Origin of the sequence: Streptomyces sp. NPDC088794, assembly GCF_044750545.1 — a bacterium.
Taxonomy (GTDB): domain Bacteria; phylum Actinomycetota; class Actinomycetes; order Streptomycetales; family Streptomycetaceae; genus Streptomyces.
The window spans coordinates 283,376-306,775 of sequence record NZ_JBIVKB010000005.1; the positions used below are offsets into that span (position 1 = coordinate 283,376).

The following is a 23,400-nucleotide window of genomic DNA, read 5'->3' on the forward strand; positions in this document are numbered from 1 at the left end:
CACTTCCTGGTCGCCCCCACCGGCACCCGCACCCCCGTCCCCTCCCGGAGCCCCCGGAGCCGCTTCATGACGGTCGTCCTCAACCAGTCGTTCACCGGCATCAGCATCGGTGCCGTCCTGCTTCTCATCGCCCTCGGACTCACCCTGACGTTCGGTCAGATGGGCGTGATCAACATGGCCCACGGCGAGTTCATCATGGCCGGCGCCTACACGACGTACGTCCTCCAGAAGTCCATCAGCAGCGCCGGCGCCTCCCTGCTCGTCGCGCTGCCGCTGGCCTTCCTCGTGGCCGGCGCCATGGGCGCGCTGCTCGAATGGCTGCTCATCCGGCGCCTCTACACCCGCCCCCTGGACACCCTGCTGGTCACCTGGGGCGTCTCCCTGATGCTCCAGCAGCTGGCCCGGGACGTCTTCGGCGCCCCCAACGTGCAGACGGCCGCGCCCGATCTGCTCACCGGCAACATCTCGGCCGGCGGGGTCACCTTCGCCAACAACCGCCTGTTCATCCTGGGGTTGGCGCTCCTGTGCGTCCTCGGCCTCACGCTGGTCCTGCGGTTCACCCCGCTGGGCCGCCGCATCCGGGCGGTCGTGCAGAACCGCGACCTCGCCGAGGTCTCCGGCATCGCGACAGGACAGGTCGACCGGATCACCTTCTTCATCGGCTCGGGCCTCGCGGGCGTGGCCGGCGTCGCGCTCACCCTGGTCGGCCCGATCGGCCCGACGATGGGCACCAACTACATCGTCGACGCCTTCCTCGTCGTGGTCGTCGGCGGCATCGGACAGCTCAAGGGCGCCGTCATCACGGCCTTCGCGCTCGGCGTGCTCCAGTCGGTCCTGGAGTACTCGACCACGGTCAGCGTCGCCAAGGTCGGCGTGCTCGTGGCGATCGTCGCCTTCCTCCAGTGGCGGCCCCAGGGCCTGTACACCCTGCGCACCCGGAGCCTGGCATGACGACGACCCTCACCCGCCTCCGGGTCCCGGGCGCCTTCCTCCTCGGCGCCGTCCTGCTCCTCGGCGTCGCCCCGCTCGCCCTCTCCGACTTCCGTCTCTCCCTGTTCGCCAAGTACCTCTGCTACGCCATCGTCGCCGTCGGCGTCAGCCTCGCCTGGGGCCGCGGCGGTCTCATGGTGCTCGGCCAGGGCGTCTTCTTCGGCCTCGGCGGCTACGCCATGGCCATGCACCTCAAGCTCACCGACGCGGCCGCCACCGGCGAGAAACTCCCCGACTTCATGCAGCTGTACGGGACTTCGGACGCGCTGCCCTGGTGGTGGGAGCCGTTCACCAACCCGCTCTTCGCGCTCGCCATGACCGTGCTGCTGCCCATGGCCGTCGCCGCGGTGCTCGGCTTCTTCGTCTTCCGGCGCCGGGTGAAGGGCGCGTACTTCGCGATCCTCAGCCAGGCGCTCGCCGCCGCCCTGTCGATCTGGCTGATCGGCCAGCAGGCCACCACCGGCGGCACCAACGGACTCACCGACATCCAGGGCTTCTTCGGCTACTCGCTGGACGACCCGGTCAACCAGCGGATGGTGTACTTCATCATCGCCGCCGTGCTGCTCGCGCTGATGGCCCTGGCCCGCCAGCTGTTCGTCAGCCGCTACGGCGAACTCCTCGTCGCGGTACGGGACTCGGAGGAACGGGTCCGCTTCCTCGGCTACGACCCCGCCAACGTCAAGCTCGTCGCGTACGTCGTCGCCGCGGGCATGGCGGGACTCGCGGGCGCCCTGTTCGTACCGGCCGTGGGGATCATCTCGCCCGCGCTGATCGGGATCGTGCCGTCCATCGGCTTCGTGATCGGCGCGGCCGTCGGCGGTCGGGCCTCGCTGGTCGGCGCCGTGCTCGGCGCGATCGCCGTGGCCTGGGCGCAGAGCACGCTCTCCGACGCCTTCCCGGCCGCGTGGACCTACCTCCAGGGCCTGCTGTTCGTGCTGGCGGTCGGCTTCCTGCCGGGCGGACTCGCGTCCCTGTGGGTCGTCCTGCGCAGGCGGCGTACGCGTCCGGCGCCTGTGACCCGTACGGAAGAACCGGTTGCTGTGACGGTGGGGGAGACGGCATGAGCGGCGAGGTACTCAAGAGCGAGGGCATGAACGGCGGGGGCCTGACCGTCCGCGACCTGCGGGTCACCTTCGACGGATTCACCGCGGTCGACGGTGTCGACCTGGACATCCGCCCGGGCGACCTGCGTTTCCTCATCGGCCCCAACGGCGCCGGCAAGACGACGCTCGTCGACGCGGTCACCGGCCTGGTCAAGGCGACCGGATCCGTGCGCTTCGGCGGCGACGAGCTGCTGGGCAAGCCGGTGCACCGGATCGCCCGCCTCGGGATCGGCCGTACGTTCCAAACGGCCACGGTCTTCGAGCAGTTGACGGTGCTGCAGAACCTGGACATCGCCGCCGGCGCCGGGCGCGGACCCCTGACCATGCTGCGTCGGCGCACGGGCGTACCGGAGTCGGTCACCAAGGCGTTGGAGACCACCGGCCTGACCGAGCTGCGCGACCGCCCGGCCGGTGTTCTCGCGCACGGGCAGAAGCAGTGGCTGGAGATCGGCATGCTGCTCGTGCAGGACGTTCAACTCCTGCTGCTGGACGAGCCGGTGGCGGGCATGAGCCACGAAGAGCGGGAGGCGACGGGCGAGTTGCTGCGCCGCGTCAGCGCCGAGCGGACGGTCGTCGTCATCGAGCACGACATGGACTTCATGCGTTCCTTCGCGCGCAGTGTGAGCGTCCTGCACGCCGGCAAGGTGCTCAGCGAGGGCACGGTGGCCGAGGTGCAGGCCGACGCGAAGGTGCAGGAGGTCTACCTGGGGCGGGCCTCGGAGCCAGAACCCGCCGCTGTTGCTGTCACCGAGGAGGCGTGACGCCATGCTGGAGTTGAGCAACGTCCGGGCCGGTTACGACCGCAGCCCCGTCCTGCACGGCGTGACCGTCTCCGTCCCCGAGGACGGTGTCGCGGCCGTCCTCGGTCACAACGGCGCCGGCAAGAGCACCCTGTTGCGTGCCGCGATGGGCCTGTTGAAGCCGAAGTCGGGGACCGTACTGCTGGACGGCGAGGACATCACCCGCCTCGCCCCGCACCAGCGGGTGGCCCGCGGCATGGCCTACGTGCCGCAGGGCCAGCAGTCCTTCCCGCACCTGACCACCGCCGAGAACCTCCAACTCGTCGCCGACGGGCGGCCGGACGGGAAGGAGGCGATCGCGGAGGCCCTCGACCTCTTCCCCGTGCTGCGTGAACTCTCCGGCCGCCGGGCCGGGTTGCTCTCCGGCGGCCAACGCCAGCAACTCGCCCTCGCCCGCGCCCTGGTGACCCGGCCGAGGCTGCTGCTGCTCGACGAACCGACCGAGGGCATCCAGCCCTCCGTGGTCGCCGAGATAGAGGAGACGATCCTGGCGCTGTCCCGGCGCGGCGGTCTGTCGGTCCTGCTCGTCGAGCAGCACGTCGGGTTCGCCATGCGCGCGGCCCAGCGGTACTACGTCCTCGAAGCGGGCCGGGTCACCTCCACGGGCGCCGGCGGCGCGGAGTCGGAACAGGCGGTGCGGGAGGCGCTCAGCGTGTGAGGCGCGCGGCGGGAGGCACCCCGCGCTCAGCGATTGAGGTCGGCCCCGGGGACCGGCAGCGGCTCCAGGACCGGGTTGGCCAGATGCTGGTAGATGATCATGGTGCGGAAGCTCAGGATCTCGCGGCGGTTGGTGAACCGGTCGAGCAGGAACGCGTGCAGGTGCTCGATGTCCTGGACCGCGACATGGACCAGGAAGTCGTCGTTGCCCGCCATCGTGTAGACGGACAGCACTTCGGGCAGCCGGGACACCGACTGCTCGAAGGCCGCCACCACCTCCCGGCTCAGCGGCCGGACCGTCGCCGCCACCATCGCCTGCACCCCGCGGTTCAGCGCCGACAGCCCGACCTGCGCGCGATAGCCCCGGATCACCCCGCGCTGCCGCAGCAGCCGGATGCGCTCCAGACAGGTGGAGGGAGCGATGCCGACCTTCTCCGCGATCGCCCGATTGGGTTGCCGCGCATCCTCCTGCAGATGCCGCAGGATCGCCGTATCAAGTTCGTCCACGATCGCCTCCGTGCGGGCGTTGCCGAATTTCGTTCGGGATCTTCACCACAGTCCGGAACATCACCCTAGCTTCTCGACCATGACGCAAACATTCGAGCACGAAGAGGTGACCCTCCGTCGTGGCCCCCGCTCCGGGCTGCCGATCATCGTCGCGATCCACTCACGGGCCCTTGGCCCCGCCGTCGGCGGCTGCCGGATGCGGCGCTACGGCAGTTGGCGCGACGGACTCACCGACGCGCTGCGGCTGTCCGAGGCCATGACCTACAAGTGCGCCGCGTCCGGCCTTGACTTCGGCGGCGCCAAGAGCGTTGTCGCCCTCGACGAGCGCACCGAACTCACCCCGGAACTACGGGAGTCGGCACTGGCCGACCTGGGCGAGGTCATCGCCTCCTTCGACGGCTCCTACCTCGCGGGCCCCGATGTGGGCACCACGCCCGACGACATGGTCGTGCTGCGCCGCTCCTCCCCGTACGTCTTCTGCCTCCCCGAGGAGCACGGCGGCACCGGCGACTCCGGTGTCCCGACCGCCACCGGTGTGCTCGCCGCCCTGCGGGCCGGTGCGGACCACGTCTTCGGGAAGCCGTCCCTCGCCGGCCGCACCGTCCTGGTCAGCGGCTTCGGCTCGGTCGGCGGCCGGGTCGCGGCCGGCCTCGCCGCGGACGGCGCGCGGGTGCTGGTCTCCGACGTGGACCCGGCGAAGCGGGCGGTCGCCGCGCGGTCCGGCCTCGACTGGGTCGATCCCGACGCGGTGCTCGACACGCCGGCGGACGTCCTGGTTCCGGCCGCCGTCGGGGGAGTGCTGAGCCCGCGGACGGCGCCCCTGCTCGACGTACGACTCGTGGTCGGCCCGGCGAACAACCAGCTCACCGACGACTCGGTCGCCGACCTCCTCGCCGAGCGGGGCGTCGTCTGGGTACCGGACTTCGTCGCGAGCGCGGGTGGCGTCGTCTACACCCTCGGCCGCGAGATCGACCGGCTCGACCGGGAGGAGGCGGTACGCCGGGTCGAGGGCATCGGCGACACGGTCACCGTGCTGCTCGACGCGGCCCGCGGGAACGGCACGACTCCGCTGCGCGAGGCTCAGCGGCTCGCCACGGAGAGGCTCGCGCCGCGTGGAGGGAGGGTCACTGTGGGCCGGGGAGCTTGAGCGGACCGCCCTCTCGTCAGCTGACCTCTTGTCGACTGACGCCCCTCAACAACCCTTCGGCTCCCAGATGTTGGTGTCCCAGTCCAGGTGCCGGACGAGGTCGTCCTCGCCCGGGCGGGACGGGGGCGCGGGCGGGCCGGGGCGAGTCGGCGGTGCGCCCGGGTCGGGCCGGTTGGGCGGCGCGGCCGTGTCCGGTCGGGACGGAGGGGCGCTCGGGCCCGGTCGGGGCGGCGGCGCATCGGCGCCCGGCCGGGACGGGGTCTGCGCACCTCGGGAGATGTTTCCGCTGACCGTGATGTTGTGTTCCACGCGCGGACGGCGGAGTGTCTCGTAGCGGCTGAGCGCGGAGTCGGTGTCCGGAGCGTCGCGCAGGCACTTGGCGAGGATGACCGCGTCCTCCATGGCCATCGACGCGCCCTGCCCGGTCGCGGGTGAGGCGGCGTGGGCGGCGTCGCCGATGAGCAGGGTCCGGCCGGAGCGCCAGCGGGTGCCCGTGGGGATCTCGGTGGCGTTGGTGACCATGAGTTCGTCGGCGGTGGCCGCGACCAGGTCGGCGGCAGGCGTGCTGTCCTTGCGCAGCAACGGCACGAGCAGCTCGCGCCAGTCGGCGGGCGTGCCCTGCGCCAACTCGTCGGCGGACAGCGGATCACCGCCCACGCGCGCGAACCAGAACGTCTCCCCGGCGGGCGACACCGTGTATCCGAAGGCGACGGAACTGCCACGCACCATGGTGATGCGGGCGTCCTCAGCGGAGGCGGGGGACGGCGAGGTGGCGGATGAGGGGTCCGCCGAGGGCTCGGCCCCCGCCCCACCCCGGCCGCCCACATAGCCGTAGAACACCCGCTGCCCCGCGTAGACCGGCCGCACCTCCGGGGCGAACGTCGTGCGGACCGTGGAGTTCAGGCCGTCCGCGCCGATGAGGAGGTCGCCCGTGGCCGTGCTGCCGTCGGTGAAGCGGACCGTCACTCCGGCCGAGCCCTCCTCGACGCCGGCGAGCCGTGTGCCGTGCCGGATGTCGATGCCCCGGCGCCCCGCCTCCGCCTGGAGCGCGGTGTTGAGCTCGCCGCGGCGCAGGCACCGGTATCTCAGCGGCGGGTCGTTCGCCTCGCCCAGGGGCACCTGTGCCAACTGCGCACCGCTGTCGTCGAGTACGCGCATCGAGGTCAGCGGGAAGCCGGCCGCGCCGACCGCCGCCGACGCGTCGAGCTGGGCGAGGGCCCGCATGCCGTTGCTCGCCAGGGTCAGGAACGCGCCGATGTCCTCGGCCGAGTCGGGGTGCGCCTCGTACACGACGACGTCGAGTCCCGCCTTGCGCAGGGCCAGCGCCGTCGTCGTACCGGCGATGCCGCCGCCGATGACCAGTACCCGTACCCGTGCCATGTAGCTCCCCGTTCCGGCTCCACCACGACCGTCCTGATGACTCCTGACGACCTCTGATGATCCAACGCCCGACCCGCCGTCCGGGTTCCTCGTTCGGTTCTCAGCCGGTGCCGGGCTGGACGAGCTTGAACAGGAGGCGGGCGGCCGCTCGCCGAGCGGTCTGCCGCAGCTGGACGCGAGGAGTGGGGGCCGGTGTGCCGCCCAGGCGGGGGAACAGGGTTTCGGCGTTGGCGCGGTTGACGGCGTGCAGGAGTTCGGGCGGCACGCCGGTTTCGAGGCCCTGGGCGAAGTACTGGCCGGCGGGCACGGGCGCGAACGGCCAGTCGCTGCCGAACAGCACGTGCCCGGGCCGGGCGAAGGCCAGCAGCGTCGGCAGCGCGGCCGGGCTGGAGGACAGCGCGGTGTCGAAGTAGAAGCTCCGGAAGTCGTCCAGGGTGTCCAGCGGGCTGCGCCCGATGTCACCGGCGAGGGAGATGGCCATGCGGTGCGAGGCGTACGGCACGAACCCGCCCGCGTGGCTCAGGATGAACCGGATGTTCGGGTACGTGCGCACAATGCCGTTGCGTACGAGGAGGTAGGCGGCCCGCGTGGTGTCCAGGAGGAAGTCGGCGGCGAACGGGGGGATGCCGTCGACCGCGGGGGCGGGCAGCTCGGCCGGGTGGACGAACACCACGGCACTCCGCTCGTCCAGGGCCCGCCAGAGCGCGTCCTGACCGTCCGCGCCCAGGTAGACCCCTTGGTTGTTGGCGAGCAACGTGACGCCGTCGGCGCCGAGTTGGTCCAGCGCCCGTACGGCCTCCGTGGCGGAGGCGGCGACATCGGGCATCGGCAGGGTGGCGAAGTACCCGAAGCGGCCGGGGTGTTGGGCGGAGAGGGCGGCGGAGTGGTCGTTGAGCCGGCTCGCCACGTCGGCCGCCTCGGCCGGTGAGTCCAGGAAGGCGGTGCCCGGCGTGGAGACCGACACGAAGGCCGTCTCCGTACCCAGCAAGTCCATTGCCTCCAGCGCCGATTCGGCACTCCACGCCGGCAGCGCCCGCCCACCGGCCTCGGTGAGCCCCGCCTTGGTGAGCAGGTCGCGGTAGAAGGGCGGTACGACGTGCTGGTGGACGTCGATGCGACGGGCGGCGGCGGTCATCCCTGGTTCCTCTCGGCCGTGCTTGCCGTGTCTGTCGTAGCTGCCGTCCTCGCCATGCGGACGGCCGCGTCGTGGACCAGCCGGGCGTGCAGTTCGAACATCGCCACCAGGTCGACGGAGTCGCCGTTGATCTCCCGGTGCACGAAGAGGCCGTCGGCACCGGCGATGGCGTAGGCGGTGAGCGTCTCCACGTCCTTCGCGCCCAGGTCGGGGAAGAGGCGTGCGGTCACCGCGGCGATCCGCTGCCGCGAGATCTCACGGACCTGGAGGAAGACGGTGCGTCCGCGCGGCTCGGTGGGCCGGCGTTCGAGCGCGAGCATCAGGCCGAGGCGGAGGAAGTCCGGTGCGTGCAGCAGTGAGTTGGCGATGTTCGCGGCCATGACCAGGACACGTTCGAGAGGAGTTCCGGTGTCCTCGTCGGGCAGCTCGACCGCGGTCAGCCAGGTCTCGAAGCTGCGCTCGATGACGGCCGCGATGAGATCGTCCTTGTCCTTGAAATGCCAGTAGATGGAGCTGGCGGGCAGTCCGCACTTGGCGCTCACCGCCGCGATGGACGTGCCCTCGTAGCCGCGCTCGCCGGCGATCTCGACAGTCGCGTCCAGGATGCGCCGCCGCGACTCCACCCCGTTGGCGCGCTGCTTGCGCGTGGCGTTCCCGCTGGTCATGGGATGCGCCCTCCCGTCCTGCTCAGCTCCCGCCCGGCCCTTGACCGGCTCTGGCGACGAGCTTACCGTATCGACCACTCCAATTGGAGTGAGCGTTACATCAATGAGCCGCGGCAGTACAGCACGACCACAGTGAGGTGGCTGATGGACACAGACGGTGCCTATGACGTGGCGGTGATCGGCTACGGCCCCACGGGCGTCACCGCCGCGAACCTGCTCGGGGCGACGGGCCTGCGGGTGGTCGTCCTGGAGCGGGACGCCGAGGTCCACTCCCGCGCCCGGGCGATCTCCACCGACGAGGAGGTCGTACGGATCTGGCAGCGCACGGGCCTAGCCGAGCGGCTGAAGCGGGACATGCTGGCCGAGCGGCCGGTCGACTTCGTGGACGCCCGGGGCCGGTCCTTCCTCAGCGCCCGCCCCACACCGCGCGGCCACGGCCATCCGCCGCAGATGTTCATCTACCAGCCGGCGTTGGAGCAGGTCCTGCGCGAGGGCGTCGACCGCTACCCGAACGTGGAGGTGCTGCTGCGGCACGAGTGCCTGCGGCTGCGCCAGGACGCCGACGGCGTGGAGCTGACCGTGGTCTCCACCGACGACGACGCGGTACGACGGATCCGCGCCGCCTACGTCATCGCGGCCGACGGCGGCTCCAGCCTCACCCGCGCCCAGTTGAACGTCGGGTACGAGGGACGGACGTACGAGGACCGCTGGGTCGTCATCGACACCGAGATGCTGAAGCCGTGGCCCGGCCACGACCGGCTGCGGTTCCGCTGCGACCCGGCCCGGCCCGCGGTGGACTGTCCGACCCCGCTCGGCCACCACCGCTGGGAGTTCCCGATCCTGCCGGGCGACGACGAGAGGCGGTTGACGACCGACGACGCGATCCACCGGCTGCTCGCGCGGTACGGGATCGGCAGGGACGACGTCAGGATCCAACGGGCCGCGGTCTACAGCCATCACGTCCGCTTCGCCGACCGCTTCCGGGTGGGCCGGGTCTTCCTCGCGGGCGACGCCGCGCACGCCATGCCGCCGTGGATCGGGCAGGGGATGGCGGCCGGGGTGCGCGACGCGGCCAACCTGTGCTGGAAGCTCGACGCGGTGCTGCGGGGCGAGTTGGGCGCGGACGTGCTCGACAGCTACGAGGCCGAGCGGAAGCCGCATGTCAAAGAGGTCACCAGGAGAGCGGTGTTCGTCGGCCGGGTCATCACCGAGCGGCGGCGGGCGGTGGCGGCCGCGCGCGACAACGGGCTGCGCGTCCTCGGACGGGTGCCCGGCTTCGGCGACCGGTTGCAGGACTCCCAGTGGATACCCGTCGCGCGCTACGCGGCCGGCTTCCAGGCCCGGCCGCGCACGAAAGCGTCCGGCAGCCAGATCCCCCAGCCCTGGGTGACCGCACCCGACGGGACGCGCGTCCGGCTGGACGACGTGCTCGCCGGCCGTTGGCTGCTGCTGCACGCACGCACCGCCACGGCCCAACCCCGTTGGAACGTCCCCGCGTTGACCGTCACGCCCGCCGGATCCCGCCCCGCCGAGGGCACGGTCGTCGACAGCGACGACGTACTGCTGCCCTGGCTGGCCGAGCACCGCGCGACCGTCCTCGCCCTGCGCCCGGACGGCTACGTCTACGCGGCCGCACCCGCGGGGGCCCAACTCCCGCACCCGCCCGCCGGGTTCACCCCGGCACCCCTTACTACCGTCACGACCTCGGGATGAGGACCGCCATGACCACGCGCACCGAACTGCCCGCCATGCAGGAGTACGTGCTCGACGTCTCCGGCAAGGAGATCTTCGTCGCCGAGACCGGTGACGGCCCACCCGTGGTGCTGCTGCACGGCGGCGGCCCGGGCGCCTCCGGGGTCGCCAACTACGCACGCAACATCGCGGAGTTGGCGAAGAGGTACCGGGTGATCGTGCCCGACCTGCCCGGCTACGGCCGCAGTACCAAGGGCGTCGACGCCGCCGACCCCTTCGGATACCTGGCCGACGCGCTACGCGGTGCGCTGGACCGACTCGGCCTGGACCGCGCCCACTTGGTCGGCAACTCCTACGGTGGCGCCTGTGCGCTGCGGCTCGCCCTGGACACTCCCGACCGGGTCGACCGTATGGTCCTGATGGGGCCCGGCGGTATCGGCACCACGCGGGCCCTGCCCACGCGAGGCCTGAACAGCCTGCTCAACTACTACTCCGGGGACGGGCCTTCGCGGCTGAAGCTGGAGAGGTTCATCCGGCAGTACCTCGTCTTCAACGCGGCCGACGTGCCCGACAGCGTCATCGACGCGCGCTACCGGGACAGCGTCGACCCGGAGGTCGTCGCGGCACCGCCGCTGACCCGCCCGTCGGGCCCGAACGCGCTGCGGACGCTGTGGAGGATGGACTTCACGCGCGACGAGCGCCTGTCCCGGCTGCCCGTGCCCACCCTGGTCCTGTGGGGCGCCGCCGACCAGGTCAACCGGCCCTCCGGCGGCCGCATGCTGGCGGAGCGGCTGCCCAACTGCGATCTCTACCTGGTCGCCAACACGGGCCACTGGGTGCAGTTCGAGCGCGCCGACCTGTTCAACCGCGTGTGCGCCGACTTCCTGGCGGGCCGGCGATGAGCGCCCCGGGACCGGCGTCCGTCTTCGGCGCGGTGCACCTCGGCTACCTCGTCGTGGAGACCCAACGCCTCACGGACTGGCGCCGCTTCGGCGCCGACGCCATCGGCATGCACCATGACGCCCTCGACAACGGCCTGATGCGGTTCCGCCTCGACGACCAGGAGTGCCGTTTCCTGCTGCGGCGCGGGCCGGCCGAGGACGTCGTCGCCACCGGCTGGCACATCGACGACCACGTCACCTTCGAGCGGATCGAGGCACGGATCCGGGCCCATGGCGTTCCCGTCACCCAAGGGACCGCGGAGGAGGCGCAGTTGAGGGGAGTCGAACGCCTGCTGCGCTTCCCCGGTCCCAAGGGCATCGCCCAGGAGATCTACACGACCCCGCTGACCTCGCCCGAGCCGTTGCGCATGCTCGCGTCCGGCTTCGTCACCGGCGACTCCGGCATGGGGCACATCGCGCTGACGTCCACCCGACCGGAGCGGATCCGCGGCTACTTCACCACCGTCTTCGACGCTCGACTGACCGATTACATCGACGAGACGATCAGTGGCGTCAAGCTCAGGATCCGCTTCCTGCGCGTCAACGAACGCCACCACTCCATCGCGGTGGCCGCGCTCAAGGGACTGCCCGTCGACCCGGTCCGCACCCGCGTCCAGCACCTCAACATCCAGGCGGCCACCCTCGACGACGTGGCCCGCAGCTACCAGCGGGTGCACGAACTCGGCTTCGACATGGCGCTGTCCGTCGGCCAGCACACCAATGACAAGGAGCTGTCGTACTACGCCGTCACCCCGTCGGGCTTCGAGTGGGAGGTCGGCTGGAACCCGGTCGTCGTCGACGAGTCCACCTGGCAGCCGAGTACCCACCAGGGCATCAGCATCTGGGGCCACACGCCGGTCGGGCAGACCATCGTCGACCGACTCGCCCAGTTCCGCCTCGGCGCCCGCTCCCTCGCCCGCACCGAGGAGACCGTCAGCGCGCTGAGCGGCACCGGCGTACCCGACGACTGAGCGGGACGGTCACGGCGTGATCAGCCGGCCGCGCCGCGCCGGGACGCGGGGATGGGGTGGCGCATAGGGACGGTCGCGGCCGTGGAGGCGATCAGGACGGTGGCGTCGGCATCCTCGTCGTTGAGGACACGGTGCTCCTTCGACGAATCGAAGTGCACCGAGTCGCCCGCCGCCAGGTCCAGCGACCTGCCGGAGATGTCGAGCGTGATCGCCCCCGAGAGCACGTGCAGCCACTCCTCGCCGACGTGCTTGGCCATCTTGGTGTGCTTGCCGGACTCCAGCACCACCCGGATCACGGACATCGTCTCGCGCGGACCGCTCAGGACCGTGTACCGGCCGTCCTGGCCGTCGCGGGTCATCGCCGCGTCGGCGCGCACCAGATGGAAGTCGTCCGCGTCCGGTTCCTGCACCAACTCGCTGATGGAGACGCCGTAGACGCGGGCGATCTGGAGCAGGCTCCCGATGGACGGCTTGCGCAGCCCCTTCTCCAGGCGCGACAGGTGCGCCGACGAGATGCCCGTCTGCTCGGCCAGCGTCGTCAGGGTGATGCCACGCTCGCTGCGCAGATCCTTGAGGCGCTGGGCCACCCAGAGATCCGCGTCGTCCTCGATCGACATTTCGGCACGATAACACGCCTGTGAGGCAATTCGAGGCGCCTGTCGGGTACGGTCGGTCGGCGTCCGTCCTCCGTCTGTCGGCCGTCAATCCGCCGCCGGGACCAGGGCCAGCAGCTCGTCCGCGAGCGTCCGCGGCTCGGTCAGCAGGCCGATGTGGTTGATCCCGGTCAGGCCGACGATCCGGAACCCGCGACTCTGCGCGGAGGGGATCAGGTCCGCGAAGAAGCCCTGATCGGCACAGTGGAAGTAGCTGACCGGTTTCGCGGCGAGCACCTGTTCGCTGCCCGGTCCGAGCGGTTCCTGGTGGGTGCGCAGGGGCATCGGGGTCAGCCTGCCGGCCAGCCAGGCGGCGCCCTCCTCGTCCGCGCCGAGAAGGGCGGGATCCAGCGGTGCCACCTCCCACTCCACCGGCGCGGGCGTCTCGGCGAACGCCTTCTCCAGCCAGGGCACCAGGGAGAACGCGGAGTCGCCGGTCGTCGGGGAGAAGGCATCCACGTACACCACCTGCCCGACCCGGTCGGGGACGAGCGCGGCCGCCGCCGTGATCGCCATACCGCCGTAGCTGTGCCCGACCAGGATCACGTCCTCCAGCCGGTCGAAGGCCAGCAGCTCGGCGATGTCCTGGCCGTGGGCACTGACCCCGACGTCCGGTGCGGAGAGATGGTGCCGTTCGGCGAGACCGGTGAGGGTGGGCGTCAGCACGGTGTGGCCCGCCTCCTCCAGCAGCGGCCGCAGCCGGTCCCAGACCCAGCCGCCGCCCCACGAACCGTGCACGAGTACGAAGGTCGCCATCGCTTCCACTCTCCCTGAGGTCCGACCCGGACTTCGACGGCCCGAGATCCCACGGCCGCCCGGCCGATGCCTACAGGATCGTGGGCCGACTCCACCCGGGTCAACCTGATAGGCAATATTTGTTGCCTATCAGGCTTGGTTGGTGTGAGGTGCGCCTACAGCAGAGCCAGCCCCGGCTCGTGCAGCACGGCCGCCACATCCGCCAGCAGCTCGGAACCCTGCTTGCCGTCCATGAGCCGGTGGTCGAACGAGAGCGCCAGTTGGGTGACCCAGCGCGGCTCGATGCACTCCTCGCCGCGGTCGTCCTGGACCACCCAGGGCATACGGCGGATGGCGCCCACGGCGAGGATGGCGGCCTCGCCCGGGTTCAGGATCGGCGTGCCGGTGTCGACGCCGAAGACGCCGACGTTGGTCAGGGTGACCGTGCCGCCCTGCATGGCTTGCGGAGACGTGCGGCCGGAGCGGGCCGTGGCGGTCAACTCCGCGAGCGCGTCCGCGAGTTCCCGCAGGGACATCCGGTCCGCGTTCTTGATGTTCGGCACGACCAGACCGCGGTCCGTGGCCGCCGCGACCCCGAGGTTGACGTAGTGCTTCAGCACGATCTCCTGCGCGCCCTCGTCCCAACTGCTGTTCGCCTCGGGGGTCTTGGCCAGGCCGATCAGGAGAGCGCGGGCGAAGAAGAGCAGGGGAGTGACCCGTACGTCCCGGAACTCCCGCCTGCCCGCGACGAGTTCACGCAGCCGCATCGTGGCGGTCACGTCGACCGTGATGAACTCGGTGACATGCGGTGCGGTGAACGCCGAGGCGACCATGGCGGCGGCCGTGTGCTTGCGCACTCCTCGGATTGGGACGCGGGTCTCGGCGGCGGGCTCGGCTGCGATGGGTGCCGTTGGTGCCGTTGGCGTGCGTTCGGCGGCCCGGTGGACGTCGTCGCGGGTGACGGTTCCGCCGGGGCCGGTGGGGGAGACGGTGGCGAGGTCGACTCCGAGGTCCTTGGCGAGCTTGCGTACGGGGGGTTTGGCGGCGGCTCTGGGAAGGCCGTCGTTCTTTGCTTCCGGTGAGGGAGCCGCAGGCGCGCCGCGCCGACGTCGGGTGCCCTGTTCCTGTGGCCCGTATCCGACCAGGAGTGCCGCCTGTTCCGGGTCCGACTGCTGCTGCGCGGGCGCCACCGCTGCGGAGCCGATCGTGATGAGGGGCTTGCCGACGTCGAGGGAGTCGCCCACCTCGGCGTGCAGGGCGATCACCACACCGGCGTACGGCGAAGGGAGTTCGACCACGGCCTTGGCCGTCTCCACCTCCACGAGGACCTGGTTGACCTCGACGGTGTCGCCGGGCCGGACCGACCAGGTGACGATCTCCGCCTCGGTCAGGCCTTCGCCGACGTCGGGGAGCAGGAACTGCTGCGGGTTCGACACGGTGACGGACCCTTCCTAGTAACTCAGGCTGCGGTCGATGGCGTTGAGGATCCGGTCGACACCGGGGAGCCAGTCCGACTCCAGCCGGCTCGGCGGATAGGGGGTGTCGTACCCGGTCACGCGCACGACGGGTGCTTCGAGGTGGTAGAACTCCTCGTCCTGGAGCCGGGCGGCGACCTCCGCGCCGAACCCGTGGGAGCGGGCGGCCTCGTGGACGACGACGGCCCGGCCGGTGCGCCGCACGGACGCGCGGACGGTGGCGGTGTCCCACGGGGAGAGGCTGCGCAGATCCACCACCTCCACGCTGCGCCCCTCCTCGGCCGCCGCGTCGGCCGCCTTGAGCGCGACGGGGACGGTGGGGCCGTAGGCGATGAGCGTCACGTCGGTCCCGGCGCGTCGGATCTCGGCCCGGTGCAGGGGGAGTTGGACGTCCTGGCCGACCTCGCCCTTGGCCCAGTAGTGCCGCTTGGGTTCGAGGAACACCACGGGGTCGTCGTCGCTCACCGCCTGCCGGATCATGTGGAAGGCGTCGTGCGGTGAGGAGCAGGTGACCACCTTCAGGCCGGCCGTGTGCGCGAAGTAGGTCTCCGGCGACTCCGAGTGGTGCTCGATCGAGCCGATGCCACCTCCGTACGGGATACGGATCGTCACGGGCATCGACAGCAACCCCGCCGAGCGGTGCCGGAGTTTGGCGAGCTGGCTGACGATCTGGTTGACGGCCGGATAGACGAAACCGTCGAACTGGATCTCGCAGACCGGCCGGTAGCCGCGCATCGCCAGACCGATGGCGGCGCCGACGATGCCCGCCTCGCCCAGCGGGGTGTCGATCACTCTCAGGTCGCCGAACTCCTTGCGCAGCCCGTCCGTCACGCGGAACACACCCCCGAGCCGGCCGATGTCCTCGCCCATGAGGAGCACTTTGGGGTCGTCGCGCAGAGCCTGGCGCAGGCCGTCGTTGAGGGCTCTCACCATGGACACGGTCACTGTGGGCCTCCGTCCTGCTGCCCGAGGGCGACGAACTCCAGGTGGTCGTCGAGCTGTTGGCGCAGCTCGGCCGGCATCTCCGCGTACGCGTGCTCGAAGGGGGCGGCCGGATCCGGTTCGGGCAGGGCACGGCAGCCGGCGCGCAGCCGTTCGGCCAGTTCGCGCTCGCGCTGGTCGACGCCCGCGAAGTACTCCTCGTCCACGGCACCCACCGACACCATGTGGGCGCGGAGCCGGGCCAACGGGTCACGCGCGGCCCAGTCCTCGGTCTCGGCGGCGTCGCGGTACCGGTTCGCGTCGTCGGCCGTGGTGTGGGCGTTGATCCGGTAGGTGACCGCCTCGATCAGCGTGGGACCGCCGCCCGAACGGGCCCGCTGGAGCGCCTGACGCGTGGCGGCCAGACAGGCCAGTACGTCGTTGCCGTCGACCCGTATGCCGGGAAAGCCGTACCCGGCCGCGCGCCGGGCCGCCGGGACCGGACTCTGCACGCTGTAGGGGGCGGAGATCGCCCACTGGTTGTTCTGGCAGAAGAAGACCACCGGCAGACTCTGCGCGGCGGCCCAGACGAACGCCTCGTTGGTCTCGCCCTCGCTGAGCGCGCCGTCACCGAGGAACGCCAGCACCGCCGTGTCGCGGTCGGCCCGCCCCGAGCCGGTGCGGTCGTCCCGGAACAGGCCCATCGCGTACCCCACGGCGTGCAGGGTCTGGGCCCCGATCACCAGCGTGTACAGGTTGAAGCGATGGGCGTACGGGTCCCAACCGCCCAGCGTGGTGCCCCGGAAGAGCCCCAGCAGGGACACCGGGTCCAGGCCGCGGCACCAGGCCACGCCGTGTTCGCGGTAGGTCGGGAACACCATGTCCTGGCCGCGCAGTGCGTGCGCCGCGCCGACCTGCGCCGCCTCCTGACCGCGCAGCGACGGCCACAGCCCCAACTCGCCCTGCCGTTGCAGGGCGATGGCCTCGGTGTCCAGGCGCCGGGTGAGCGCCATGTCCCGGTACAGGGCGGGGAGATCGACGGTCGCGGGGTCCAACTCCAGCCGGGGATCGGTGCGGAGCGCTCCCGCGGGGTCCAGGAGTTGCAACGGCGGGTCGGCGGACGCCACTTCGGGATCCGGGTGTTCGGGGTGTGCCATGTGAGGTCTCTTTCCGGGAGTGCTCTGCGTCGGACGGGTCGCCGGAACGGGCGCCGGCTCAGGCACCGGTTCACTCACCGGCTCACGCACCGGCCAGATGCCGGCTGATCACCAACCGCTGGATCTGGTTGGTGCCTTCGAAGATCTGAGTGATCTTGGCTTCCCGCATATAGCGCTCCACCGGGTGCTCCCGGACGTACCCCGCCCCGCCGAGCACCTGCACCGCGTCCGTGGTCACCGACATGGCCGTGTCCGAGGCGATCAGCTTGGCGATGCTCGCCTGCCGGCTGTACGGCTGCCCGGCGTCCTTGCGGCGGGCGGCGGCCAGATACGTGGCCCGGGCGGCCTCGGTCCGTGCGGCCATGTCGGCCAGCAGGAAGCCCACTCCCTGGTGCTCGATGATCGAGCGCCCGAACGTCCGCCGCTCACGGGCGTATTCGACGGCGTGGTTCAGCGCGGCCTGCGCGATGCCCACGGCCACGGCGGCGATGCCGAGCCGGCCGGCGTCGAGTGCGGACAGGGCGATCTGCAGCCCCTGCCCGGGCTCACCGATCAGCCGGTCGGCGGGGATCGCCACGTCGTCGAAGTGCATGACCGCCGTCGTCGAACTGCGCAGGCCCATCTTGCGTTCCGGGGCGCCCGCGCTGAGCCCGGGGGCGGTGGCGTCGACCAGGAAGCAGGAGATTCCGCGCCGGGCGTCCGGGGAGGTCCGGAGGAAGACGGTGTAGAAGTCCGCCTGTCCGCCATGGGTGACCCAGGCCTTGGTGCCCCGGGCCAGCCAGCGGTCCTCGTCCTTGTCCTCGTCGGCGACGGCACGCAGAGCCGCGGGATCGGAGCCCGCGTGTTCCTCCGACAGGCAGTAGGCCCCGAGGGCGGCACCGCTCAGCTGCCAGGGCAGCAGCTCCTTGTGCTGCGCCGCCGACCCGAAGGCCGCGACCGGGTGGCAGGACAGGGTGTGCACGCTGACCCCGACCGCCACGGCGGCCCACCGCGCGGCCAGTTCTTCGAGGACCTGGAGATGGACGACGTAGGGCTGGCCGCCGCCGCCCGCGTCCTCGCTGTAGGGCAGCGTCAGCAGTCCGGCCTCCCCGAGCAGGCCGAACACCTCGCGCGGGAAGCGTTCCGTCTCCTCGAACTCGGCCGCGCGGGGCGCGAGTTCACGGTCCGCGATGTCGATCGTCAGCTCCAGCAGCTCGCGGGCTTCGCTGGAGGGCAGTTCGCGCTCAACCTTCACCGCTGGGCCCCTTGTCTTCTGCCCCCGTCGTCCGGGGGTCGGCTGCGGGCGGATGCAGACAGTGGAGCCCGCGCTCCGAGGGCATTGCAATTAAGTGGCGGACATCTTGCGCACGACGCAAGGAACTCCGACGATGAGGCGACTCCAAGCAAAGAAGATGCACGTACGACCGAGGTGACACATGAAAGACACGGAGCTGATCGACGGCGTCGACCGGGCCATCCTCGACCTGCTCGTGGAGGACGGCCGCCGGACCATGACCGAGATCGCCGACCGCGTAGGGCTGTCCCCCTCGGCGGTCAAGCGGCGGGTCGACCGGCTGGAACGGGTCGGGGTGATCTCCGGCTACACCGTCCTGCTGGACCACGGCAAGCTAGGCACCGTCCTGGAGGCCTTCGTCGAGCTCCGGTTCGCCGGGGACGTCAAGGTCGAGACGATCGCCATGGCCGCCGCCAGCGTCGCGGAGGCCCAGGAGGTGTTCACGGTGGCCGGCGACCCCGACGCCCTGGTGCGCGTCCGGGTCACCAACGTCCAGCACCTGCGCGACGTCATCGACCGGCTTCGGCGTACGGGCGCGGTGATCGGCACGAAGACGCTGATGGTGCTGGGCACCTGGCGGCGGGGGGACTGACTCGCCGGCGTCCTGTGAGCCGGCGTCCTGTGAGTAGCGTGCCGAGTTGCCTAATAGGCAAGCGATATTGCCTGGGAGGTTGACGCGTGGAGGGGGATGGTTGCAGTCTGAACGGAACTTCACTTCGGCGCATGGGAGGACGGAACAATGGCCGTCACCGCTCAAAGCAACACCACTGACGACGTCCAGGAGCTGGACATCCCCCAGCTCGCGGAGGCGCAGGACAGCGTCGAGGCCGAGCGGGCGCACCGGAAGCGGCAGCTCGCGGTGGCGTTCCGGATCTTCGCCCGTTACGGCTACGACGAGGGCATCGCGGGGCACATCACCGCGCGGGACCCGGAGTTCCCGGACCGGTTCTGGGTCAATCCGTACGCGGTCCACTTCTCCAAGATCCGAGTGAGCGACCTGCTGCTCATCGACGAGGAGGGGCGGGTGATCGAGGGGGAGCGCCGGACCAACAAGGCCGCCTTCTGGATCCACTCCTCCATCCACCACGCGCGCCCGGACGTCGTCGCGGTCTCCCACGCCCACACGATCCACGGCCGGGCCTTCGCCTCCCTGGACAAGCCGCTCGCGCCGATCGTCCAGGAGTCGTGCGCGTTCTACGACGACCACGTCCTGTTCGACGAGTACAAGGGCCTGGTCCTGGAGAAGTCCGAGGGCGAGCGGATCGCCGTCCGTCTCGGCGGTCGCCGGGCGGCCATCCTCCGCCACCACGGGCTGCTGACGGTCGGCCGGTCCGTGGAGGAGGCCGCCTGGTGGTTCATCACCATGGAACGCGCCTGCCAGATGCAGCTCCTGGCCGACGCCGCGGGCACACCGCGCGTCATGAGCGAGGAGGAAGTGACGCTCGCGCACCGCCAGTTCAGCAACGCGAACATGGCCCGGCACAACTTCAACCTGCTCGCCGACCTGGTCGTGGAGCAGGAGCCCGACGTCCTGAAGTAGCCGGCCCGCCCTCCCGTGAAGTAACCAACGAGCCCTCCCGGCACGCCGGTTTGCCCCCGGTCGTGCCAACAGCTGGGCGACCGCAGGCAAAGGCAGGGGCAAGGTTCTCCTACCCCGCCCGTCCCACGCGGCGCAACGACCAACTGGCAACGCAACGTTCACTCAGGGGCCTTTGTGGCCCGCCAGGGTGCGGTCGTTCAGCTCAACTGCTCGTCAGGGAGGGCACCATGACCGCACATGCGGGGACATCGGACGGGTCGACCAGTACATCCGAATCTTCCGAGGGGTTCAGCCGTCGGCACGCGCTGGGTCTGCTCGGCACCGCGGGGGCCGGCGCCGCCGTCACCCCGTTGCTGGGGGCGGGCACCGCGGAGGCGGCTCCGCTCGCCGACCCGGCCTTCCACCTCACCGCCGACTCGTCCGGCGCACCCCCGGTCCAGGGGCTGCACCTGACCTTCGGGGCCGATCCGCGCACCCAGATGACGGTGTCGTGGATCACCGACAGACCGGTGTCCAAACCGCTGGTGCGCTACGGCACCCTGGAGCACGGCTTCGGCTCCAGCGCGAAGGCCCGGACCGTCACCTACGTCGACGGCACCTCCAACCGCACGGTGTACGTCCACCATGCCGCGCTCGACCGGCTCACCCCGGGCACCGACTACATCTACCTCGCCACGCACGAGGGCACGACCCCCGACAGCGGCACGTTCCGCACGGCACCGCGCGGACGCAAGCCGCTCACCTTCACCAGCTTCGGCGACCAGTCCGCGCCGCAGGTGACCTGGGCGGCCGACGGCACGGTCGCGCTGGACGCGAACTCCACGCCCGCGACCAAGGACATCGTCACCGGCATCGAGCAGGTCGCCCCGCTCTTCCATCTGCTCAACGGCGACCTCTGCTACGCCAACCTGGACGTCGACCGGGTGCGCACCTGGAACAACTTCTTCACCAACAACACCCGTTCGGCGCGCTTCCGCCCCTGGATGCCGGCGGCCGGCAACCACGAGATCGAGAAGGCCAACGGCCCGATCGGCCTGGGCGCCTACCAGACCTACTTCGACCTCCCCTCCACCGAGACGGACGCCGAACTCGCGGGCCTCTACTACGCCTTCACGGCCGGGTCCGTCCGGGTGATCGTGCTGCAGAACGACGACAACTGTCTCCAGGACGGCGGTGACGTCTACATCAGCGGCTACTCCGGCGGACGCCAGCTCGCCTTCCTGGAGAAGGAGTTGAAGGCCGCGCGGGCCTCCCGTGACGTCGACTGGGTGGTCGTCGCCATGCACCAGGTGATGATCAGCTCCTCCGACGCCAACGGCGCCGACCTGGGCCTGCGCCAGAAGTACGGCCCGCTCTTCGACCGCTACGGCGTGGACCTGGTGCTGTGCGGCCACGAGCACAACTACGAGCGCTCACTGGCCGTTCGCGGTGTGGTCAACGGCAGCGAGACCCTGACCCCCAACCCGGTCTCGCACGCCACCGACTCCATCGACACCGGCCTCGGCACCGTGCACATGATCCTCGGCGGCGGAGGCGTCTCCGGCACCACCAACCAGGCCTTCTTCAAGGACGGCACCGGCAAGGTGATCACCGCCGTGTCGGCGACCCCCGGCTCCAACGGCAAGCGCACCTCCACGTACGTCAAGGAGGAGGCGGTCTGGATCGGCGTCCGGGACACCGAACACCCCTACGGCTTCGCCGCGTTCACCGTCGACCCCGGCCGCCACCCGGGCGACACCACCCGTATGCACGTCACCTACTACAACGTGAACAAGCCGCACGGCGAGCTGTCGGTCTTCGAGAACTTCACCCTCCACCGCAAGCGCTCCGACGGCCACGGCAGGTAGTACCTCAGACGGATCCGGCGCCGGCGGCTGGTGTCTGCACGGCTGAGGCGAGCAGCGTCAGTCGGTCGGCGCTGTCGGTGCCGGGGTCCGGGTGGTAGACGACGAGCGTCTGGCCGGCCGCGCCGTCGATGCTCAGCCGCTCCCGGTTCAACCGCAACCCGCCGACCTGCGGGTGGTCGATGTACTTGGGCGCGGCCTCGCAGGCCAGTACGTCGTGCCGGGCCCAGAGCCGGCTGAACAGGGGGCTGGCGAGGGAGAGTTCACCGACCAGCTCGATGAACCGGGGGTCGTCCGTGTCGGTGCCGACCGACTCGCGGAAGCCGGCGACCATGCCCCCGGCCGCGCCTTCCCAGTACGGGTAGAGCGCCTGCTCGGCCGGGTCGAGAAACAGGGACCGCAGCCGGTTGGCGCCCTCCGTGAAGCGCGGTGACAGAGCCGTCGCCAGGGAGTTGGCGGCGAGCACGTCGAAATAGCGGCCTTCGACCAGCGCGGGGAGCGGGAGCGTGGCGACGAGCTTGGCGATGCCCGGCGGGACCGTCTCCTTCCGCGGCCGGGACTTGGCGCGGTGCCGTCGGGGGCGGTCGGCGCCGAGCAGCAGCAGGTGCGCCGTCGCGTCGGCGTCGAGCTGCAGCACGCGCGCGATGGATTCCAGGACCTGCGCGGAGGGGTTGCGGTCGCGGCCCTGCTCCAGGCGCAGGTAGTAGTCGGCGCTGATACCGGCGAGCATCGCGACCTCTTCCCGGCGCAGCCCCGGCACCCGTCGTACCCCGATCACGGGGATACCGACCTGCTCAGGCGTGACGAGCTCGCGGCGGGCGCGCACGTACTCGCCCAGCGGATTCGGTTCGTCCGGCATCTCCCCACTGTAAGTCGCGTGGTCGCGGGCCTGCCTGGTCCTGTCACCCCCAGGATCGAGGGGGCCCTGGCTCGGGCGGAGCCCCGGCGGCAGCGTGACCGGTGGCCGGCCGAGGGCGTGCCGATCAGCGGCGCCGACCACTCCCGCCACGACGAGGCGCCGGCCACCCCACCACGACGAGGCGCCGGCCACCCCACCACGACGAGGAGCGACAGCCATGTCCACGTATCTACTGGTCCACGGTGCCTGGCACAGCGGACAGGCCTGGGACCGGGTGGTCCCGCTGCTGACGGCGGCCGGACACCGGGTGCTCGCGCCGTCGCTGACCGGCCACGGCGACAAGGCACACCTGCTCGGCCCCGAGGTCGGCCTCGACACACATGTCGACGACGTGGTCGGCCTGATCGTCGAGGAGGACCTGACCGACGTGGTTCTCGTGGGGCACAGCTACGCGGGGCTGGTCGTCTCGGCCGCGGCGAACCGAGTCCCCGAACGCGTCGCCCACCTGGTCTACCTCGACGCCATGGTCCCGCGGGACGGCGAAAGCGCGGTCGACGTCATGCCCGTGACGCAGACGCTGATCGACCTCGCCGCGCGGTCCGGCACCGGCTGGCGGATTCCGCCGCTGCCCGAATTCCCGCCGCCCGGCGGCCTGTTCGGGGTCACCGACCCGGCAGACATCGCCTGGCTGCGCACGACGCTTTCGGACCAGTCGGCGCACTGCCTCCAACAGCCGGTCCGCCTGGACAACCCCGGCGCGAACGCCGTCCCCCGGACCCACATCCACTGCGTGGGCAGCGAGCCGGAAGGCTTCGAACGGCGCCCCGTCCCCGCGACCCAGCCCAACGGCACCCCGGCCCAGGTGTGGGAACTGACCGCAGGCCACGACTGCATGATCACCACACCGGCCGAACTCACCGACCTGCTGCTCAAGCTCGCTTGACCGCCCCGCACG

Annotated in this window: 23 protein-coding genes; 12 read left to right on the forward strand and 11 right to left on the reverse strand. The window is 71.1% G+C overall.

Annotation, left to right across the window (positions count from 1 at the left end):
• Positions 1-66: 66 nt before the first annotated feature.
• From urtB to urtE, 4 genes are read left to right on the forward strand one after another with little or no spacing between them, the layout of a single operon-like run.
• Positions 67-951, forward strand: coding sequence for an urea ABC transporter permease subunit UrtB (gene urtB / locus ACIP6U_RS16620; RefSeq protein WP_124001598.1), 885 nt, complete (start codon positions 67-69; stop codon positions 949-951).
• Positions 948-2,054: an urea ABC transporter permease subunit UrtC gene (urtC, locus tag ACIP6U_RS16625; protein WP_401717607.1), complete on the forward strand. Its 1,107-nt coding sequence runs from the start codon at positions 948-950 to the stop codon at positions 2,052-2,054. The genes urtB and urtC overlap by 4 nt, the downstream gene beginning before the upstream one ends.
• 26 nt (positions 2,055-2,080) lie before the next feature.
• Entirely contained in the window at positions 2,081-2,854 is a 774-nt protein-coding gene (urtD, locus tag ACIP6U_RS16630) for an urea ABC transporter ATP-binding protein UrtD (protein WP_401718528.1), read from the forward strand.
• A 4-nt stretch (positions 2,855-2,858) separates the two neighbouring features.
• A complete protein-coding gene (gene urtE / locus ACIP6U_RS16635) occupies positions 2,859-3,551 on the forward strand; it encodes an urea ABC transporter ATP-binding subunit UrtE (RefSeq protein WP_401717609.1) in 693 nt (230 codons plus the stop codon).
• A gap of 26 nt (positions 3,552-3,577) precedes the next feature.
• On the opposite strand, the gene ACIP6U_RS16640 is transcribed toward urtE, so the two are convergent.
• Positions 3,578-4,057 (reverse strand): Lrp/AsnC family transcriptional regulator, encoded by a 480-nt coding sequence (locus ACIP6U_RS16640; protein ID WP_401717611.1) that lies wholly within the window; start codon positions 4,055-4,057, stop codon positions 3,578-3,580.
• A gap of 79 nt (positions 4,058-4,136) precedes the next feature.
• Here ACIP6U_RS16640 and ACIP6U_RS16645 point away from each other — a divergent pair, with 79 nt between their 5' ends.
• Positions 4,137-5,204: a Glu/Leu/Phe/Val dehydrogenase dimerization domain-containing protein gene (locus ACIP6U_RS16645; RefSeq protein WP_401717614.1), complete on the forward strand. Its 1,068-nt coding sequence runs from the start codon at positions 4,137-4,139 to the stop codon at positions 5,202-5,204.
• Between the two features lie 45 nt (positions 5,205-5,249).
• On the opposite strand, the gene ACIP6U_RS16650 is transcribed toward ACIP6U_RS16645, so the two are convergent.
• The 3 genes from ACIP6U_RS16650 to ACIP6U_RS16660 all read right to left on the reverse strand — a co-directional run bounded on the left by ACIP6U_RS16650 (position 5,250) and on the right by ACIP6U_RS16660 (position 8,384).
• Entirely contained in the window at positions 5,250-6,584 is a 1,335-nt protein-coding gene (locus ACIP6U_RS16650) for an FAD-dependent oxidoreductase (RefSeq protein ID WP_401717617.1), read from the reverse strand.
• A gap of 100 nt (positions 6,585-6,684) precedes the next feature.
• The gene (locus ACIP6U_RS16655; RefSeq protein ID WP_401717619.1) at positions 6,685-7,719 is read right to left on the reverse strand and encodes an amidohydrolase family protein; all 1,035 of its coding nucleotides are present in this window, start codon (positions 7,717-7,719) and stop codon (positions 6,685-6,687) included.
• Positions 7,716-8,384 carry a TetR/AcrR family transcriptional regulator gene (locus tag ACIP6U_RS16660; RefSeq protein ID WP_401717622.1) on the reverse strand — a complete coding sequence of 223 codons (669 nt, stop codon included), beginning with the start codon at positions 8,382-8,384 and terminating at the stop codon, positions 7,716-7,718. Before ACIP6U_RS16660 ends, ACIP6U_RS16655 begins: the two co-directional genes overlap by 4 nt.
• A gap of 144 nt (positions 8,385-8,528) precedes the next feature.
• Here ACIP6U_RS16660 and ACIP6U_RS16665 point away from each other — a divergent pair, with 144 nt between their 5' ends.
• Genes ACIP6U_RS16665 through ACIP6U_RS16675 form a run of 3 tightly spaced genes read left to right on the forward strand, consistent with a single transcriptional unit; the run spans position 8,529 to position 11,988 of the window.
• The gene (locus ACIP6U_RS16665) at positions 8,529-10,097 is read left to right on the forward strand and encodes a bifunctional 3-(3-hydroxy-phenyl)propionate/3-hydroxycinnamic acid hydroxylase (protein ID WP_401717625.1); all 1,569 of its coding nucleotides are present in this window, start codon (positions 8,529-8,531) and stop codon (positions 10,095-10,097) included.
• Between the two features lie 8 nt (positions 10,098-10,105).
• The gene (locus tag ACIP6U_RS16670) at positions 10,106-10,978 is read left to right on the forward strand and encodes an alpha/beta fold hydrolase (RefSeq protein ID WP_401717627.1); all 873 of its coding nucleotides are present in this window, start codon (positions 10,106-10,108) and stop codon (positions 10,976-10,978) included.
• On the forward strand, positions 10,975-11,988 hold the full coding sequence (locus ACIP6U_RS16675) for a VOC family protein (protein WP_401717630.1): 1,014 nt from the start codon (positions 10,975-10,977) through the stop codon (positions 11,986-11,988). Before ACIP6U_RS16670 ends, ACIP6U_RS16675 begins: the two co-directional genes overlap by 4 nt.
• Positions 11,989-12,008: 20 nt before the next feature.
• Here the strand turns inward: ACIP6U_RS16675 and ACIP6U_RS16680 are convergent, their stop codons facing one another.
• The 6 genes from ACIP6U_RS16680 to ACIP6U_RS16705 form a co-directional block, all read right to left on the reverse strand.
• Positions 12,009-12,605 carry a helix-turn-helix domain-containing protein gene (locus ACIP6U_RS16680; RefSeq protein WP_401717633.1) on the reverse strand — a complete coding sequence of 199 codons (597 nt, stop codon included), beginning with the start codon at positions 12,603-12,605 and terminating at the stop codon, positions 12,009-12,011.
• 84 nt (positions 12,606-12,689) lie between these two features.
• Positions 12,690-13,397: an alpha/beta fold hydrolase gene (locus ACIP6U_RS16685; protein ID WP_401717636.1), complete on the reverse strand. Its 708-nt coding sequence runs from the start codon at positions 13,395-13,397 to the stop codon at positions 12,690-12,692.
• Positions 13,398-13,552: 155 nt separating this feature from the next.
• Positions 13,553-14,812 carry a dihydrolipoamide acetyltransferase family protein gene (locus ACIP6U_RS16690; protein ID WP_401717639.1) on the reverse strand — a complete coding sequence of 420 codons (1,260 nt, stop codon included), beginning with the start codon at positions 14,810-14,812 and terminating at the stop codon, positions 13,553-13,555.
• A gap of 15 nt (positions 14,813-14,827) precedes the next feature.
• Positions 14,828-15,784: an alpha-ketoacid dehydrogenase subunit beta gene (locus ACIP6U_RS16695; RefSeq protein WP_401718531.1), complete on the reverse strand. Its 957-nt coding sequence runs from the start codon at positions 15,782-15,784 to the stop codon at positions 14,828-14,830.
• An 8-nt stretch (positions 15,785-15,792) separates the two neighbouring features.
• Entirely contained in the window at positions 15,793-16,929 is a 1,137-nt protein-coding gene (locus tag ACIP6U_RS16700) for a thiamine pyrophosphate-dependent dehydrogenase E1 component subunit alpha (protein ID WP_401717640.1), read from the reverse strand.
• An 82-nt stretch (positions 16,930-17,011) separates the two neighbouring features.
• Complete coding sequence (locus tag ACIP6U_RS16705) at positions 17,012-18,163, reverse strand: acyl-CoA dehydrogenase family protein (protein WP_401717643.1); 1,152 nt, start codon at positions 18,161-18,163, stop codon at positions 17,012-17,014.
• Positions 18,164-18,344: 181 nt separating this feature from the next.
• On the opposite strand from ACIP6U_RS16705, the gene ACIP6U_RS16710 reads away from it, so the two are divergent.
• The 3 genes from ACIP6U_RS16710 to ACIP6U_RS16720 all read left to right on the forward strand — a co-directional run bounded on the left by ACIP6U_RS16710 (position 18,345) and on the right by ACIP6U_RS16720 (position 21,589).
• A complete protein-coding gene (locus ACIP6U_RS16710; protein ID WP_401717645.1) occupies positions 18,345-18,794 on the forward strand; it encodes an Lrp/AsnC family transcriptional regulator in 450 nt (149 codons plus the stop codon).
• Positions 18,795-18,941: 147 nt separating this feature from the next.
• On the forward strand, positions 18,942-19,742 hold the full coding sequence (locus tag ACIP6U_RS16715) for a class II aldolase/adducin family protein (RefSeq protein WP_401717648.1): 801 nt from the start codon (positions 18,942-18,944) through the stop codon (positions 19,740-19,742).
• A 227-nt stretch (positions 19,743-19,969) separates the two neighbouring features.
• A complete protein-coding gene (locus ACIP6U_RS16720) occupies positions 19,970-21,589 on the forward strand; it encodes a purple acid phosphatase family protein (protein ID WP_401717650.1) in 1,620 nt (539 codons plus the stop codon).
• Positions 21,590-21,593: 4 nt separating this feature from the next.
• On the opposite strand, the gene ACIP6U_RS16725 is transcribed toward ACIP6U_RS16720, so the two are convergent.
• Complete coding sequence (locus ACIP6U_RS16725; RefSeq protein WP_401717653.1) at positions 21,594-22,445, reverse strand: helix-turn-helix domain-containing protein; 852 nt, start codon at positions 22,443-22,445, stop codon at positions 21,594-21,596.
• 217 nt (positions 22,446-22,662) lie between these two features.
• On the opposite strand from ACIP6U_RS16725, the gene ACIP6U_RS16730 reads away from it, so the two are divergent.
• Positions 22,663-23,388 carry an alpha/beta fold hydrolase gene (locus ACIP6U_RS16730; protein ID WP_401717656.1) on the forward strand — a complete coding sequence of 242 codons (726 nt, stop codon included), beginning with the start codon at positions 22,663-22,665 and terminating at the stop codon, positions 23,386-23,388.
• Positions 23,389-23,400: the final 12 nt, after the last annotated feature.

What these genes read in the sequence shown, in the direction of transcription:
- urtB (WP_124001598.1), top strand. Translation starts at nt 67, where the DNA reads ATGACGGTCGTCCTCAACCAGTCGTTCACCGGCATCAGCATCGGTGCC.
- urtC (WP_401717607.1), top strand. Translation starts at nt 948, where the DNA reads ATGACGACGACCCTCACCCGCCTCCGGGTCCCGGGCGCCTTCCTCCTC.
- urtD (WP_401718528.1), top strand. Translation starts at nt 2,081, where the DNA reads ATGAACGGCGGGGGCCTGACCGTCCGCGACCTGCGGGTCACCTTCGAC.
- urtE (WP_401717609.1), top strand. Translation starts at nt 2,859, where the DNA reads ATGCTGGAGTTGAGCAACGTCCGGGCCGGTTACGACCGCAGCCCCGTC.
- ACIP6U_RS16645 (WP_401717614.1), top strand. Translation starts at nt 4,137, where the DNA reads ATGACGCAAACATTCGAGCACGAAGAGGTGACCCTCCGTCGTGGCCCC.
- ACIP6U_RS16650 (WP_401717617.1), bottom strand. Translation starts at nt 6,584, where the DNA reads ATGGCACGGGTACGGGTACTGGTCATCGGCGGCGGCATCGCCGGTACG.
- ACIP6U_RS16655 (WP_401717619.1), bottom strand. Translation starts at nt 7,719, where the DNA reads ATGACCGCCGCCGCCCGTCGCATCGACGTCCACCAGCACGTCGTACCG.
- ACIP6U_RS16660 (WP_401717622.1), bottom strand. Translation starts at nt 8,384, where the DNA reads ATGACCAGCGGGAACGCCACGCGCAAGCAGCGCGCCAACGGGGTGGAG.
- ACIP6U_RS16665 (WP_401717625.1), top strand. Translation starts at nt 8,529, where the DNA reads ATGGACACAGACGGTGCCTATGACGTGGCGGTGATCGGCTACGGCCCC.
- ACIP6U_RS16670 (WP_401717627.1), top strand. Translation starts at nt 10,106, where the DNA reads ATGACCACGCGCACCGAACTGCCCGCCATGCAGGAGTACGTGCTCGAC.
- ACIP6U_RS16675 (WP_401717630.1), top strand. Translation starts at nt 10,975, where the DNA reads ATGAGCGCCCCGGGACCGGCGTCCGTCTTCGGCGCGGTGCACCTCGGC.
- ACIP6U_RS16680 (WP_401717633.1), bottom strand. Translation starts at nt 12,605, where the DNA reads ATGTCGATCGAGGACGACGCGGATCTCTGGGTGGCCCAGCGCCTCAAG.
- ACIP6U_RS16685 (WP_401717636.1), bottom strand. Translation starts at nt 13,397, where the DNA reads ATGGCGACCTTCGTACTCGTGCACGGTTCGTGGGGCGGCGGCTGGGTC.
- ACIP6U_RS16695 (WP_401718531.1), bottom strand. Translation starts at nt 15,784, where the DNA reads ATGGTGAGAGCCCTCAACGACGGCCTGCGCCAGGCTCTGCGCGACGAC.
- ACIP6U_RS16700 (WP_401717640.1), bottom strand. Translation starts at nt 16,929, where the DNA reads ATGGCACACCCCGAACACCCGGATCCCGAAGTGGCGTCCGCCGACCCG.
- ACIP6U_RS16710 (WP_401717645.1), top strand. Translation starts at nt 18,345, where the DNA reads ATGAAAGACACGGAGCTGATCGACGGCGTCGACCGGGCCATCCTCGAC.
- ACIP6U_RS16715 (WP_401717648.1), top strand. Translation starts at nt 18,942, where the DNA reads ATGGCCGTCACCGCTCAAAGCAACACCACTGACGACGTCCAGGAGCTG.
- ACIP6U_RS16720 (WP_401717650.1), top strand. Translation starts at nt 19,970, where the DNA reads ATGACCGCACATGCGGGGACATCGGACGGGTCGACCAGTACATCCGAA.
- ACIP6U_RS16725 (WP_401717653.1), bottom strand. Translation starts at nt 22,445, where the DNA reads ATGCCGGACGAACCGAATCCGCTGGGCGAGTACGTGCGCGCCCGCCGC.
- ACIP6U_RS16730 (WP_401717656.1), top strand. Translation starts at nt 22,663, where the DNA reads ATGTCCACGTATCTACTGGTCCACGGTGCCTGGCACAGCGGACAGGCC.